This is a genomic window from Arthrobacter sp. NPDC057259, assembly GCF_042668995.1.
GTDB lineage: Bacteria > Actinomycetota > Actinomycetes > Actinomycetales > Micrococcaceae > Arthrobacter.
This window is the reverse complement of sequence record NZ_JBHUYA010000001.1, coordinates 421,009-435,839: the sequence shown is the minus strand read 5'-3', so window position 1 is coordinate 435,839 and position 14,831 is coordinate 421,009. Positions and strand designations below refer to the sequence as shown.

The following is a 14,831-nucleotide window of genomic DNA, read 5'->3' as shown; positions in this document are numbered from 1 at the left end:
TTCCGGGGCTAGCTGCGGCGGCGGTTGCCGGTGGTGCGGTAGACGTCGAAGACCCCATCGATCCGACGGACGGCGCTGAGCACGTGGCTCAGGTACTTCGGATCGCCCATCTCGAAGGCGAACTTGGAGATCGCCACCCGGTCGGTGGAGGTGTGGACGCTGGCGGCGAGGATGTTCACATGGTTCTCCGAGAGCACCCGGGTGACGTCGGAGAGCAGCGACTTGCGGTCCAGTGCCTCGACCTGGATCTCCACGAGGAACACGCTCGACTGGGTGGGTGCCCACTCGACCTCGACAATCCGGTCCGGCTGGTCCATCAGGCCGGAGACGTTCGTGCAGTCGGTGCGGTGGACCGACACTCCGGAACCGCGGGTGACGAAGCCCAGGATCGGGTCCGGCGGCACCGGGGTGCAGCAGCGGGCCAGCTTGACCCAGACGTCGTCCACGCCGCGGACCACCACGCCGGAGTCGGAGTACCGGGTCTTGGACACCTGGGCCGGGATGGAGACCTCGGTGAGGTCGTCTTCGGGCGTGTCGTTGCCGCCCAGGCTCTCGACCAGGCGCTCCATCACGGACTGGGCGGAGGTGTGACCGTCGCCCACCCCGGCGTACAGGCCGGAGATGTCCGTGTATTTGAAGTCCTCGGCGATCGCGGCGAGGGCGTCGTGGGTCATCAGTCGCTGCAGCGGCAGGTTCTGCTTGCGCATCGCCTTGGTGAGCAGGTCCTTGCCGCGGTCGATTGCCTCTTCGCGGCGTTCCTTGCTGAACCACTGGCGGATCTTGTTCCGGGCCCGGGCGCTCTTGACGAAGTGCTGCCAGTCCTGGCTGGGGCCGGCGCCCTCCGCCTTGGAGGTGAAAATCTCCACCCAGTCGCCGTGGTTGAGTTCGCTGTTGAGCGGGACGAGCTTGCCGTTGACGCGGGCGCCGATGGTCCGGTGACCCACCTCGGTGTGCACGGCGTAGGCGAAGTCCACCGGGGTGGACCCGGCCGGCAGGGCCATGACCTCGCCCTTGGGGGTGAAGACGAAGACCTCGCGGGCGTTGATTTCGAAGCGCAGGGAGTCCAGGAACTCGCCCGGGTCAGAGGTTTCCTGCTGCCAGTCCACCAGGGAGCGCAGCCAGCCCATGTCGCCGTCCCGCGGGCTTCCGGGGCCGGCGGCGGTGCGGTTGGGCTGGTCCTTGTACTTCCAGTGCGCGGCGACGCCGTACTCGGCGCGGCGGTGCATCTCGTGCGTGCGGATCTGGATTTCCACCGGCTTGCCGCCGGGGCCGATCACCGTGGTGTGCAGCGACTGGTACATGTTGAACTTCGGCATCGCGATGTAGTCCTTGAACCGGCCGGGCAACGGGTTCCAGCGGGAGTGCATCGCGCCGAGGGCGGCGTAACAGTCACGGACCGAGTCGACCAGGACGCGGACGCCCATGAGGTCGTTGATGTCGTCGAAGTCCTTATCGCGGACGATCATCTTCTGGTAAATCGAGTAGTAGTGCTTGGGCCGGCCGGTGATGGTGGCCTTGATCTTGGCCGCGCGCAGGTCCTCGGTGATCTGGTTGCGGATGACCGCCAGGTTCTTCTCGCGTTCGGGGGTGCGCTCCCCCACCATGCGGACGATCTCCTCGTACACCTTGGGGTAGAGCGCCGCGAAGGAAAGGTCTTCGAGTTCCCACTTGATGGTGTTCATGCCGAGACGGTGGGCCAGCGGTGCGAAAATTTCCAGCGTCTCGCGGGCCTTCTTGGCCGAGGATTCGGCGGAGACAAACCGCCAGGTACGGGCGTTGTGCAGCCGGTCCGCGAGCTTGATCATGAGGACGCGGATGTCCTTGGCCATGGCCACGACCATCTTGCGGACGGTCTCGGACTGTGCGGCCTCGCCGAAGCTGACCTTGTCCAGCTTGGTGACGCCGTCCACCAGCATGGCCACCTCGGGCCCGAACTCCCCCTTGAGGTCATCCAGCGTGTAGGAGGTGTCCTCCACCGTGTCATGCAGCAGGGCAGCGGCGAGGGTGGTGCCGTTCATGCCGAGTTCGGCCAGGATGGTCGCCACCGCCACGGGGTGGGTGATGTACGGATCCCCGCTCTTGCGCTTTTGGCCGCGGTGGCAGCGTTCGGCCACCACGAAGGCACGCTGGATCAGTTCGAAGTCGTCCTTGGGGTTGTTGGCGCGGACGGTGCGCAGCAACGGCTCCAGGATCGGCGAGTAGGCGGGGGTGCCGCGGCCGGTGAGGCGGGCCAGGCGTGAGCGGGTGCGTTCGCGCCGGCCGGGGAAAGTGGGACGGGTGCCGGTGTTGTCTACGGGCACGGCCGCGTCGGGGCGTCCGGGAGCGGCCACGCCAGTCTGTGAACCCTGGCCGTGGGCCTCTTCCGCCGGTACTGCAGGCGCCGACGTCGAACGTTCTTCCAAGAAAGCAACCTCTTCCAACCCGTTAATTACTCAAGTGTATTCCCGCGGCGAGACAGTTCGATAACCGGCGCGAACGGCCGACGGGCCGGAGAGCGTCCTGGACGTTCTCCGGCCCGTCGGGCTGTGCTGCTGTAGTGGCCTGTCAGGCGGTCGCGGCGGCGGTCTTGGCGGCGTTGTCCGCCCGGCGCTGCTGCACCCGCTTGGCCTGCTTGACCAGCTCCGGCTCACCCTGGCGCAGCCACGCGTACAGCGGGGCGGCGACGAAGATGGTGGCGGCGGTGCCGATCAGGATGCCCACGAAGAGGGCGAGCGACAGGTCGCGCAGGGTGCCGGCGCCGAGGAGCCCGGCACCGATGAAGAGGATCGCGCCGACCGGCAGGATCGCCACCATCATGGTGTTGATGGAGCGGACCAGGGTCTGGTTGACGGCCAGGTTGACCTCTTCGGCGAAGGTCCGCCGGGTGGACGCCTGCAGGTCCGCGGTGTTCTCGCGGATCTTGTCGAAGACCACCACGGTGTCGTACAGCGAGTAGCTGAGGACCGTGAGGAAGCCGATGATCGCGGACGGGGTGACCTCGAAGTCGCTGAGCGAGTACACGCCGGCGGTGATGAACATCGTGGCCGCCATGCCGGCCAGGGCCGAGAGTGACATCTTCCAGGTCCGGAAGTACAGCGCCATCAGCACCGCGGCGAGGCCGACGAAGACGGCCAGGCCGAGCAGGGCCTGCTGGGTCACGTCCGCACCCCAGGTGGGGCCGACGAAGGTGGAGGTCACCTCGTTGTCCGTCACGCCGTAGGCCTTGGTCAGACCGTCCTTGATCTTCAGCGTCTCGTCGTCGGTGAGCTTGTCGGTCTGGATCCGCATGGTGTTGCCAGCGACGTTGGCCACCCGCGGCAGGCTGCCGGAGACGACGTCCTGGACCGCCTTCTCGCCGAGGCCCGGGTCGCGGTCCTTGACGTTGGAGACGGTGAACTCGGAGCCGCCGCGGAACTCGATGCCGAGGTTGAAGCCGCCCTTGACCACCGGGAGGAGGATCGAGAGCGCGACGGCGGCCGCGGCGATCAGGAACCAGATCTTCTTGGACCCGACGAAGTCGTAGGAGCGCTTGCCGGTGTAGAGCTCGTTACCGAATGTAGCGAAGCTGGCCATTTACTTGCCCTCCTTGGACGAGTTCTTGCCGGAACCGGCGAGCTGGCTTTGGCCGGCCTGCTCCTGCCGTTCCGCGAGACGCCGTTCTGCGATCGTCATGCGCCGTTCGGCTTCGGCCGCGGCCTTGGTGTTCTTGGCGCGTACGACGGCGACCGGCTTGTCCTCGGGGGTCCGGATCCGGCCCGCGCCGCGGTACAGCGGCACCGCGCCGAGGCGCTTGGGATCCAGGCCGGAGAAGGTGTGGCCCTCGCCGAAGAACTTGGTCCGGGCCAGCAGCTGCAGCGTCGGGTGGGTGAACATGAACACGACGATCAGGTCGGCAATCGCGGTCAGGCCCAGGGTAAAGGCGAAGCCACGGACGTTGCCGACGGCGACGAAGTACAGCACCAGGGCGGCCAGGAGGTTCACGGCCTTGGAAGCCAGGACGGTCCGCTTGGCGCGCTTCCAGCCGTTCTCCACGGCCGAGACCAGGCCGCGGCCCTCACGCAGTTCGTCGCGGATGCGTTCGAAGTAGACGATGAAGGAGTCGGCGGTCTGACCGATGGCCACGATGATGCCGGCCACGCCGGCCAGGGACAGGCGGTAGTTCTCCGTCCAGCCCAGGATCGCGATGGCGAGGTACGTCAGGGCACCGGCGACGACGAGCGAGGCGACGGTGACGAAGCCGAGGGCCCGGTACTGGAACAGCGAGTACACGACCACCAGCAGCAGGCCGATGAGACCGGCGAGCATGCCCATGCGCAGCTGCTCCCCGCCGAGGGTGGCGGAGATCTGCTGCTCGCTCTGGATGTCGAAGCTGATTGGCAGGGCGCCGAAGCGGAGCTGGTCCGAAAGCGCCTTGGCGGATTGTTCGGTAAAGCCGCCGGTGATCTGCGGGCGTCCGTCGGTGATGACGGCCTGCGACCGCGGGGCGGAGATGACCTGATCGTCCAGGACGATCGCGAACTGGGACTTCGGGTCCGAGCCGGTGGCGCCGCCGGCGGCGACGTAGAACTGGTTCAGCCGCTCGGTGACGGTCTTGAACTTGGCGGTGCCCTGATCATTGAACTGGATGTCGACGGCCCACTCGTTGGTGACGGCGCCCTGGGCGCCGCGCTGGAGCTGGAAGGACGAGGTCTTGATGTCCGAGCCCTTCACCTCCACCGGGCCGAGGATGTACTTCACCGCGGGCTTGCCGTCGGCGGCGGGCTCGCAGGTGACCAGCGGCTTGGCCGGGTCGGAGCGTTCCTGCTTGTCCTGGGACGGGTTGTCGCAGTCGAGCGCCTCGAACTTCTTGTAGACGTCGGCGGTGACCCAGTTCTCGTCGCTGCTGTTCGCGGGAGCGGCGGTGGGCTTGGGCAGCTTATCCTCGGGGGTGCGCTGGGCTTCGGGCACTGCAGCGCCGGCACCGGCCTGGATGACCGGGCGGAAGTTCATGTCCGCGGAGGCCTGGATCAGGGCGCGGGTTTCCTTGGAGGGGGTACCCGGGAGGCTGACGACGACGTTGCGCCCGGACTGGGTGGAGATTTCGGCCTCGGCGACGCCGGAGCCGTCCACGCGCTGGCGGATGATCGCCACGGCCTGGTTGAGCTGGTCTTCGTTGATGCCCGTGTTGCCCTCGACCTTGGGCGCCAGGATCATCTGGGTGCCGCCTTCGAGGTCCAGGGCGAGCTTGGGAGCCCAGCTGGCCTGTCCGGCCATGGTGCCGCCGGCCAGGACTGCGGTCAGGGCGACGAGGATAACGCCAAGCCAGACCAGCACCCTGCGGGCTGAGTTTTTAGGGCCAGTTCGTGCCATTGTCGATCTTTCTATTGTTTACGGAAGAACCGCCGGCGCAGACCTCTCAGGCCCGCACCGGCGGATGCCCGCGCACCGTGGTTCCGCGGGTAGCTCAGGAGGCAGACTAGCTGTCTTTCCTGTTCTCATCGTTCAGGCGGCGCAGGGTTTCCTCCGGCGTTTCGGCGCGCGGGGCCTCCGCGGCCGGGGCTGCACCGGCGACGCCGGCGTCGTGGGTGTCGGCCTTGCCGAGGGTGAGCGAGGAGGCGTCGTCGGGAACCACGGTCGGCTCCTCGGCGGCGGCGACCGGCTCGACGATCTTGGTCACGGCCTGGCGGTGGACCGTGGCGGTGTTGCCCGGGGACAGTTCCAGGACAACCTTGTTCTCGGCGTCGTCGATGGAGACGATGCGGCCGAACAGGCCGAAGCTGGTCATCACGTCAACGCCGGGCCCGAACTTCGACTGGAGCTCTGCCTGCTGCTGCTGCGTCTTCTTGTTGCGGCGGAACATCATGAAGACGAACACGCCGAGCATGACGAACAGGAGAATTGTCATTGGATCCAAGGGGAAAGTTCCGTTCTGTACTTGCAAGCTGGTTTCACAGCACCGTCAGCTTCGTCCCTGGCCACGCGGCGCACGGCCCGGCAGCAAACCCATGCCGGCCAGCGGCGGCTGGCGGGAGCCGCCCTGCGGAAACGAAGGCCCGAACGTGCCGAGCGTCATACCAGTCTAAAGGGAAAACGGCCCGGGCGAGTGCTATTGCCGGTTACGGATGGGTTGCGGCCGGTTCCCCGCCGGCGCCGTCTTCCTCGAACAGGCCCAGGGGTTCCTGTCCGAAGACCCCGGCGGGAACCGCGAAGCCCAGATGGGTCCAGGCGGGGGCGAGGGCGATCCGTCCGCGCGGGGTGCGGCCCAGCAGGCCTTCCCGGACCAGGTAGGGCTCGGCGACGGTTTCGACGGTTTCGGTTTCTTCGCCGACGGCAATCGCCAGCGTGGACAGGCCCACGGGGCCGCCGCCGAACTTGGTGATCAGCGCTTCCAGGACGGCGCGGTCCAGCCGGTCAAGGCCCCGCTTGTCCACCTCGTACATGTCCAGGGCGGCCGAGGCGCTGCGGGCATCGATCTGCTCCACGCCGTGCACCAGCGCCCAGTCGCGGACCCGGCGCAGCAGCCGGTTGGCGATGCGGGGCGTGCCGCGGGAGCGTCCGGCGATCTCGCTGAATCCGGCCGAGTTGACCTTCAGGTCCAGCAGCCCGGCGGAGCGGCGGAGCACCAGTTCCAGTTCCTCGACGGCGTAGAACTCGAGGTGGCCGGTGAAGCCGAAGCGGTCACGAAGTGGACCGGGCAGCAGGCCGGCGCGGGTGGTGGCACCGACCAGGGTGAACGGCGGCAGTTCCAGCGGAATGGCCGTCGCGCCGGCTCCCTTGCCGACAACGATGTCGACGCGGAAGTCCTCCATGGCCATGTATAGCATTTCCTCGGCGGGCCGGGACATGCGGTGGATCTCATCCAGGAACAGCACCTCGCCCTCGGAGAGCGAGGACAGGATGGCGGCGAGGTCGCCGGCGTGCTGGATGGCGGGGCCGCTGCTGATCCGGAGCGGGGCGTTCATTTCCGCGGCGATGATCATGGACAGGGTGGTCTTGCCCAAGCCGGGAGGGCCGGAGAGTAGCACATGGTCGGCGCTGCGGCCGCGGATGCGGGAGGCCTCAAGGACCAGGGACAACTGCTTGCGGACCCGGTGCTGGCCGACGAAGTCGTGCAGGTTCTTGGGCCGGAGCGCCGCCTCGATGGCGCGCTCCTCGGGCTCCTCTCCCCCGGCGACGAGGGACGGCTCAGCCACGGGTGCCTACCCGGTTCCCGGCACGGGCGCCGTCCTGGCCCAGCCAGCGCAGGGTGGCGCGGAGGATCTCGGCAACGTTGCCGCGCTCGGCCAGTTCCGGGGAGTCGGCCAGGGATTTGTCGATGCTGCTGGTGGCGTCTTTCTCGGACCACCCGAGGCTGGTCATGGCCGCGACCACCTGCGGCTTCCACACGGCCTCGACCGAGCGGACCGTGGCGGCGGCGTCGGTGGTGCCGTGCGGGACCAGCTTGCCGGCGAGTTCGAGGACGATGCGGCCGGCGACCTTGGGGCCGATGCCGGGGACCTTTGTAAACGCCTTGCCGTCGCCGGAGTGCGCGGCGACGCGGATGGCCTCGGGGTCGTGGACGGCGAGGACCGCCAACGCCAGCCGCGGCCCGACGCCGCTGACGCTGAGCAGGATGTCGAAGACCTCCCGCTCGTCGTCGCTGGCGAAGCCGAAGAGGGTGAGCGAGTCCTCGCGGACGATGAGCGAGGTGAAGACCTTGCCCTCCTCGCCGACATGGAGCTTGCTGAGGGTCTGCGGAGTGGCGTAGACGCTCATGCCGGCACCGTTGAGGTCGATCACCGCCGAGGAGAGGCCGACGTGCGCAACGGTTCCGCGGAGAAAACTGATCAAGGCCTGGCTCCTGAGTTATCCGAACATATCTACGAATACCGTACCAAGCGGGCGGAGGTTTGGCCCGTTACTTGGCGGCACGGCGCGCTTTGAGCTCCGCGTCGGCCCAGGCCCGCTGCGCCGGGGTGAGCGCCGAGCGCGACGCGGCGGCCGCCGTCGGGATCCGCGCACTGGCGGCACCGGCCGCGGCGACTCCCCCGCCGGAACGCCACGCATGCGTGATGGCCAGGGCCAGGGCGTCGGCGGCGTCGGCCGGTCGCGGCGGGGCGTCCAGGCGCAGGATCTTGGTGACCAGCTTGGTCACGGCATCCTTGTTGGAGGTCCCGCTGCCGGTCACGGCCGCCTTGACCTCCGAGGGGGTGTGCAGGGCGACGGGGATGCCTCGCCGGGCCGCGGCGGCGATGACGACGCCGGAGGCCTGGGCGACGCCCATCACGGTGCTGACATTGAGCTGCGAGAAAACCCGCTCAACGGCCAGGACCTGCGGCTGGTACTTGTCCAGCCACTCGTCGATGGCGGTGGCGATCACCAGCAGCCGCTGGTCCAGGCTTTCCTCCGGCGAGGTGCCGACGACGCCGAAGTCCACCATGGTGGCGCGGCGGTTACGTTCGACGTCCACGACGCCGATCCCGCAGCGGGTGAGGCCGGGGTCGACGCCGAGGACGCGAAGGGTCACTCGGCTTCCAGGGCGGCCTGTACTTCGTCGCTCAGGTCAGCGTTGCTGTAGACGTTCTGGACGTCGTCGAGGTCCTCGAGGGCGTCGACGAGCTTCATGAACTTCTTTGCCGCCTCGAGGTCCAGCGGGACCTGCATGGAGGGCACGAACTCGGCCTCGTCGGTGTCGTATTCGATCCCGGCTTCCTTGAGCGCGTCGCGGATGGCCTGCAGGTCGGTCGGCTCGGAGTGGATCTCGAAGCTCTCGCCGTTGTCCTTGACCTCCTCGGCGCCGGCGTCGAGGACGGCCATCAGCACGTCGTCCTCGGTCAGGCCGTTCTTGGGCAAAGACACGACGCCCTTGCGGGTGAAGAGGTAGCTGACGGACCCGGGGTCGGCGATGGTGCCGCCGTTGCGGGAGATGGCCAGGCGGACCTCGGAGGCGGCACGGTTCTTGTTGTCCGTGAGGCACTCGATCAGCAGGGCCGAACCCTGCGGGCCGCGGCATTCGTACATGATCTCGGTGTAGTCCACGACCTCGCCGGTGAGGCCGGCGCCGCGCTTGATGGCGCGATCGATGTTGTCGTTGGGGACCGAGGTCTTCTTGGCCTTGGTGACGGCCAGTTCCAGGCCGGGGTTGCCGGCGAGGTCCGGTCCGCCCATCCGGGCGGCAACTTCGATGTTCTTGATCAGCTTTGCGAACGACTTGGCCCGTCGGCTATCGATGATGGCCTTTTTGTGCTTGGTCGTCGCCCATTTGGAGTGGCCTGACATGCTTTACGCTTCTCCTCTGATCATTCGAATAAACAGTTCATGCACGCGCTTTTCCCCTGTCACTTCCGGGTGGAAGGAGGTGGCCAGCAGCTTGCCGGAACGCACTGCAACAATTCTAGCGGCCCCGTCCAGCACGCCGGAGGCTCCGGTGCCGGTGGGTTCCACCCGGGCGAGGACCTCAACGCCGGATCCCACGCGTTCCACCCACGGGCCGCGGATGAACACGGCGTGCACGGGGGCGACGCCGGTGTCCCCGGCGCTGAACTCCAGTCCCTTGAAGTCCAGGTCCGTTTCAAAGGATTCCCGCTGCCGGCCGAAGGCGTTCCGCCGGACGGTCATGTCCAGGCCGCCGAAGGTCTGCTGCGGGTTACCGGCCAGGTCGGTGGCCGGGTCGGTGAGGTCGTCGGCCAGCAGGATCATGCCGGCGCAGGAGCCGTAGACCGGCAGGCCGTCGCGGATCCGGCCGACGAGGGGTTCGCGGAGTTCGAAGGCACGGGAGAGCTTGTCGATGGTGGTCGATTCGCCGCCGGGAATGATGAGTCCGTCCAGGCCGTCGAGTTCGCCGGGCCGGCGGACGCCGACGCCCGTAGCTCCGGCGGCTTCCACCGCAAGCAGGTGCTCGCGGAAGTCGCCCTGGAGCGCCAGGACGCCGATGCGCAGGCCCGAGCCCACGCTGGAGCCGGGCGGGAAGAGTGGGGAGGTCATCCTGCCAGCATAGTGCGGCCGTCCGCCGCGGGCCGCACCGCGCGGGGCCCCGGGCCGGGTTCTATGCCCCGGCTGGGATATATTACAAGGCATGCTCTACTTCAGCGTCCCGCTCGGCAAGTTCGTCCGCCGGGTCTCCCGGCTCCGGGGTGGAGGCTCCGCCCTTCCCGGCCTGGTGGTCGAGAAAATCGACCCCGGCTTCATGCAGAGGACGCTGGCCACGCTGCCGCTCGGCGTCGCCGTCGTCAGCGGAACGAACGGCAAGACCACCACCACCAAGATGGTCGTGGAACTCCTCGAGAGCCAGGGCCTGAAGGTCTTCACCAACCGCACGGGCAGCAACTTCACCCGCGGCGTCGCCGCCGCGCTGCTCGGTGAGGTGGACTGGCGCGGCAGGCTTGACGCCGACATCGCGGTGCTGGAGCTGGACGAAGCCCACGCGGTGCACTTCGTCAACAAGGTCCCGCCGCGCTACTGCCTGCTGCTGAACGTCCTCCGGGACCAGCTGGACCGGTTCGGCGAGATCGACAAGACCGCGGACCTGTTGCAGCACATTGCCTCGAAGACCACCGGGACCGTCGTGTTGAACCGCGAGGATCCGCGGGTGGCCCGGATCGCCGCCACGCTCGCCACCCCGGCCGTGGGCGGGCCGGAGGTCCGCTACTTCGGGCTGGACGACTCGCTGCTGAGCACCTTCCCCAATGACGACGACATGCGCTCCGCCCCGGGCAGCCCGGTTCCGGACGCCCCCGCGAAGCCGAATGCCGACGTCGTCCTCCGCCGCGTGGGCCCGGCCGACGCAGATTTCGACTACGACGGCGCCACCGTGTCGACGCCGATGAAGCTGCGCGGCGTCTACAACATCTTCAACGCCGCCGCGGCCCTGACCCTGGCCCGCGCCATCGCCGCCGTCCGCGGTACCGCCACGGACCACGCCGGCCTGCTCACGGCCCTGGGCAACGTCGCGCCGGCGTTCGGCCGCGGCGAGAGCCTGGTGGTGGACGGCCTGCCGCTGGACCTGGTGCTGGTCAAGAACCCGAGCGGCTTCCGGCTGGGGCTCAAATCCTTCCCGGCCGCAGGCTACGCGACCATGATCGCGATCAACGACAACTACGCCGACGGCCGGGACATGTCCTGGCTCTGGGACGTGGAGTTCGACACCCTCCGCGAGGGCGGCGTGGACCAGCTGACCGGTTCCCGTGCGTACGACATGGCCCTGCGCCTGCAATACGACGACGTCGCCATCGGCGCGGTCGACACGGAGATCGCTCCGGCCCTGGCCGCGTTCATCCGCGGCGCCAAGGACCGGCCGAAGCGGATCTTCTGCACCTACACAGCCATGCTGGCCATCCGCCGCGAGCTGTCCAAAATCACCACAGTGGAGGTGGTCTCGTGACCCCGGAAACCGGTCCGCAGCACGAACTCTCCCACGGCCACGAGCTTCCCCCGGAGGAACCCGCCGCTCCCAGCAAGGGCACCATCCGGGTGCTGCAGCTCTACCCGCGGGACATGAACATTTACGGCGACTGGGGCAACGCCCTGGTCCTGGCGCAGCGGCTGCGCTGGCACGGCTACACGCCCGAACTGCTCGAATACAACGTGGGCGACGACTTCCCCGCGAACGTGGACCTGATCGTCGGTGGCGGCGGCCAGGACAGCGGCCAGCTGGTGATCCAGGACGACCTGCTGTCCCGGGAAACGGTGCTTCGCGAACTCGCCGAGGACGGCACGCCCATGCTGGTCATCTGCGGCCTCTACCAGTTGTTCGGGAAGTTCTTCCGGACCCGGACCGGCTCGGTCATCCCCGGGATCGGCATCCTGGATGTCGAGACGAACGGCACGGACGAGCGGTTGATCGGCAACGTCAGCGTCTCCACCCCCGAGTTCGGGACCGTCCTGGGCTACGAGAACCACAGCGGCCAGACCACCCTGGGTCCCGGCGTCGAACCCTTGGGCACCACCGCCAAGGGCACCGGCAACAACAGCGGCGGCGGCCATGAGGGCGCCCGGTACCGGAACATCGTGGCGAGCTACCTCCACGGCTCGTTGCTGCCGAAGAACCCGGCGCTGGCCGACTTCCTGATCAAGACCGCGGTGGAACGCAAGTACGGCAGCTTCACGCCGGGCACCCCGGACGACCGGTACGCCGTCCTGGCCCGCGAGCACGCCGCCCGCCGGCCGCGCTAGGGATCGCCCCGGAACCGGCCATGATCAGCTACGCCCCTGACGCGCCGGACCGCGCGGACGTGCGGATCCTGCTCGAGGAACACCTGGCGGACATGTTCGCGACCTCGCCGGCCGAGAGCGTCCACGCGCTCGACGTCGGCGCCCTCGCCGGACCCGCGATCAGCTTCTGGACCGCCCGCGAAGACGGCATCCTGCTTGGCTGCGGCGCCCTCAAGGACCTCGGCGCGGGCGGTGCGGAGATCAAGTCGATGCGGACCGCCCGGGACGCCCGCGGGCGCGGCGTCGCCGGCGGCCTGCTGGGGCGGCTCCTCGCCGAGGCGCGGGAGCGTGGCTTCAACCGGGTCAGCCTGGAAACCGGTTCCCAGGACTACTTCGCGGCGGCACGCAGACTCTACCTGCGGCACGGCTTCGCGGTCTGCCCGCCGTTCGCCGACTACACCGCCGACCCGAACAGCGTGTTCATGACCCTGGAGCTGTCGGAGGGCTAGGCGGGGCCTCTCACGATCCCCCGCCGCGAAGCAGCCGTGCGAACTCGGCCGGGCGGCTGGCGGGCCACCAATGGCCGCCGTCCACCCGGACGACCGTGAGGTCATCGATCCAGCCCTCGAGGTCCTCGGTTAGGTGGGGCGAGAGGTAGGCGTCCCGCAGTGGCACCACCACCTGCACCGGGATGTGCACCCGCCGGGTTGCCCCGGACGGCCGGCCGGTGCGGGCGCCGCGGCCAAAGAGGTTGCTCCGGTAGAGGGCCAGCCCGCGGACGGGGTTGTCCCCCAGGGGCCGGTGCGCGGCCTGCTCAAAGCGGCGGGTGAGCACCAGCCGCCACGTCGCCTCGGGCAGGACGGGCACCTGGAACGCCATCAGGTACCAGCTGCGGAGCAGCTGACCGCCGAGCTTTCCCCACTCACGCGGGCGCCGGATCCGGGCGTTGATCCAGCGGGAGAAGTGGCCCATGTCGGGCCCGGAGATGCTGGTGTAGCGGCCGATCGCCCCGGTGGCGCGCGGATCCCTGACCACTGCCCAGCCTTGGATGGAGCCCCAGTCGTGGCCCACCAGGTGAACGTTCCCGACGCCGACGGCAGAGAGGACGGCGAAGGCGTCGTCCACCAGCGCGGCCAGCGAGTAGTCGGCCGTCCCGCCGTCCGCCGCGACGCGGGACTCCCCCGCGTTGCGGGTGTCGTAGGCGATCATGTGGTGCGTCCCGGCAAGCTCGGCGATCACGGGCAGGAACACCTGGTGGTCGTCGGGATAGCCGTGGATCAGCAACAGGCTCGGCACGCCCGGCCCCGGCTCCCGGCCGTACTCGAAGACAGCCAGTCCCGCGGCGCCCTGCCGGACCTCCCGCCGTCGTACCGGCCGCGATCCCTGTTCCGCCGCCGTGAATCCGGCCCCTTCGTCGGTCATCGCTACTTCTCCTTTGTGATCAGCAGTTCGTGGGCGCCGGCCGTCGCCGCTCCCATCGATTCGACCACGGCCTTGGTGCGCTGGCGGGTGGCGGCGTCGGCGGCCGGACCGGCGCAGGGGCCCTGCGGCGCGTCGGCGGCCACCGAGCACCAGCGGTACGGGCCGCGGACGATCACCGACGGCGCCCAGGCCAGGTCCGAGGCCATCCACTTGCCCGCCGCGTCCTGGCTGAACTGCGCCCGCACCAGGAGACCCTCGTTGTTCACGACGTACGTTGGCGAGAGTTCCGTGATGCCGTTGCCCAGCCCGTAGACGATCCACGTGCCCTTGTACTGTTCGATGGGCAGCACCGAGTGGGTGTGATGGCCGTAGATCATGGTGAACTGGCCGCTGTCCACCAGCGCGTGGGCGGCGTCGCGCTGTTCGGCGTTCGGGACGCTGGCGTACTCCTCGCCGGCGTGCATCACGCCCAGCACGATGTCGGCACCCTGGGCGCGGGCCTTCTTCGCCTTGGCGATCATGGCGGCCGGATCCAGCATGTCCACCTGCCAGGCGTACTCGGGGGTTTGGCCGTTGAGGCCGTAGGCGCCCTCGATGATGGCGATCTTGGCGGCGGCGGTCTGCAGGATGAGCACGCCCTGCGAATCAGCCTCGGTGCGGTAGGACCCGGTGTGCTGCAGGCCGGCCGCGTCCAGGGCGTCCAGGGTGCGGACCAGGCCGGCGGTGCCCCGGTCGATGGTGTGGTTGCTGGCCGTGGTGCAGGCCTGGTAACCGACCTGCTGGGCGGCGGTGATGATCTGCGGCGGGACGTTGAAGGACGGGTAGGCGGAGAAGGGGCCGGTGGGCCCGGCCACCGGGGTTTCCTGGTGGCAAATGGCCAGGTCCGCCTTCGCGATGTAGCGGCGCTGGCCCTCCAGCAACGGGCCGAAGTCCAGGCCCTTGGCCCCGGCGGCCAGGGCGTCGGCGCGGGCCTGGTCCCAGAGCTGGGCGTGGACCAGCATGTCGCCGGTGACCAGCACGGACGTGCAGCGGACGGCGGCGCAGGCGGGGCCCTTCCCGGGTGTCGGGGTGGGGATCGGCGTCGGGCTGGGCGACGACGACGGCGAGCCCTGCGACTGCCCCGATGCCTGCCCCGACGCCGTCGCGCCGGCATTCGCGGTCCCGGCGGCATACCCGTCCGGGCGGGCCAACACCCCGCAGGAGCTCAGCGTGGCAGCGATGGCAAACGAGAGCAGGCCGGCCGCAACGCGGGCCGGGCGCGAACGATGTGGAGTCCCCATGGCCACATCGTACGGGCCGCACCGCCCCAACACGCGCCGCAG

14 protein-coding genes are annotated in these 14,831 nt (G+C 69.0%); 3 read left to right on the top strand and 11 right to left on the bottom strand.

The window, feature by feature from the left end; all coding sequences use genetic code 11:
* Positions 1-8: 8 nt before the first annotated feature.
* The 9 genes from ACFUCU_RS02100 to pdxT all read right to left on the bottom strand — a co-directional run bounded on the left by ACFUCU_RS02100 (position 9) and on the right by pdxT (position 9,921).
* The gene (locus tag ACFUCU_RS02100; RefSeq protein ID WP_377970353.1) at positions 9-2,402 is read right to left on the bottom strand and encodes a RelA/SpoT family protein; all 2,394 of its coding nucleotides are present in this window, start codon (positions 2,400-2,402) and stop codon (positions 9-11) included.
* Positions 2,403-2,544: 142 nt separating this feature from the next.
* Positions 2,545-3,552 carry a protein translocase subunit SecF gene (gene secF / locus ACFUCU_RS02095; RefSeq protein ID WP_290257724.1) on the bottom strand — a complete coding sequence of 336 codons (1,008 nt, stop codon included), beginning with the start codon at positions 3,550-3,552 and terminating at the stop codon, positions 2,545-2,547.
* A complete protein-coding gene (gene secD / locus ACFUCU_RS02090; RefSeq protein ID WP_290257723.1) occupies positions 3,553-5,328 on the bottom strand; it encodes a protein translocase subunit SecD in 1,776 nt (591 codons plus the stop codon).
* Positions 5,329-5,434: 106 nt separating this feature from the next.
* Positions 5,435-5,863 (bottom strand): preprotein translocase subunit YajC, encoded by a 429-nt coding sequence (yajC, locus tag ACFUCU_RS02085; RefSeq protein ID WP_377970350.1) that lies wholly within the window; start codon positions 5,861-5,863, stop codon positions 5,435-5,437.
* Positions 5,864-6,074: 211 nt separating this feature from the next.
* Positions 6,075-7,151, bottom strand: coding sequence for a Holliday junction branch migration DNA helicase RuvB (gene ruvB / locus ACFUCU_RS02080; RefSeq protein WP_377970348.1), 1,077 nt, complete (start codon positions 7,149-7,151; stop codon positions 6,075-6,077).
* Positions 7,144-7,788: a Holliday junction branch migration protein RuvA gene (gene ruvA, locus ACFUCU_RS02075; protein ID WP_377970346.1), complete on the bottom strand. Its 645-nt coding sequence runs from the start codon at positions 7,786-7,788 to the stop codon at positions 7,144-7,146. Before ruvA ends, ruvB begins: the two co-directional genes overlap by 8 nt.
* A gap of 67 nt (positions 7,789-7,855) precedes the next feature.
* On the bottom strand, positions 7,856-8,464 hold the full coding sequence (gene ruvC / locus ACFUCU_RS02070) for a crossover junction endodeoxyribonuclease RuvC (RefSeq protein ID WP_290257719.1): 609 nt from the start codon (positions 8,462-8,464) through the stop codon (positions 7,856-7,858).
* A complete protein-coding gene (locus ACFUCU_RS02065) occupies positions 8,461-9,216 on the bottom strand; it encodes a YebC/PmpR family DNA-binding transcriptional regulator (RefSeq protein ID WP_290257718.1) in 756 nt (251 codons plus the stop codon). The genes ruvC and ACFUCU_RS02065 overlap by 4 nt, the downstream gene beginning before the upstream one ends.
* Positions 9,217-9,219: 3 nt before the next feature.
* Entirely contained in the window at positions 9,220-9,921 is a 702-nt protein-coding gene (pdxT, locus tag ACFUCU_RS02060) for a pyridoxal 5'-phosphate synthase glutaminase subunit PdxT (protein WP_377970345.1), read from the bottom strand.
* 91 nt (positions 9,922-10,012) lie between these two features.
* Between pdxT and ACFUCU_RS02055 the strand changes: the two genes are divergently transcribed.
* The 3 genes from ACFUCU_RS02055 to ACFUCU_RS02045 all read left to right on the top strand — a co-directional run bounded on the left by ACFUCU_RS02055 (position 10,013) and on the right by ACFUCU_RS02045 (position 12,596).
* The gene (locus ACFUCU_RS02055) at positions 10,013-11,317 is read left to right on the top strand and encodes a Mur ligase family protein (protein WP_290257716.1); all 1,305 of its coding nucleotides are present in this window, start codon (positions 10,013-10,015) and stop codon (positions 11,315-11,317) included.
* 83 nt (positions 11,318-11,400) lie between these two features.
* Complete coding sequence (locus ACFUCU_RS02050) at positions 11,401-12,108, top strand: type 1 glutamine amidotransferase (protein ID WP_377970789.1); 708 nt, start codon at positions 11,401-11,403, stop codon at positions 12,106-12,108.
* Between the two features lie 20 nt (positions 12,109-12,128).
* A complete protein-coding gene (locus ACFUCU_RS02045; RefSeq protein ID WP_290257715.1) occupies positions 12,129-12,596 on the top strand; it encodes a GNAT family N-acetyltransferase in 468 nt (155 codons plus the stop codon).
* A gap of 10 nt (positions 12,597-12,606) precedes the next feature.
* Here the strand turns inward: ACFUCU_RS02045 and ACFUCU_RS02040 are convergent, their stop codons facing one another.
* On the bottom strand, positions 12,607-13,509 hold the full coding sequence (locus tag ACFUCU_RS02040; RefSeq protein WP_377970343.1) for an alpha/beta fold hydrolase: 903 nt from the start codon (positions 13,507-13,509) through the stop codon (positions 12,607-12,609).
* 2 nt (positions 13,510-13,511) lie between these two features.
* A complete protein-coding gene (locus ACFUCU_RS02035) occupies positions 13,512-14,789 on the bottom strand; it encodes a CapA family protein (protein ID WP_377970341.1) in 1,278 nt (425 codons plus the stop codon).
* Positions 14,790-14,831 lie beyond the last annotated feature (42 nt).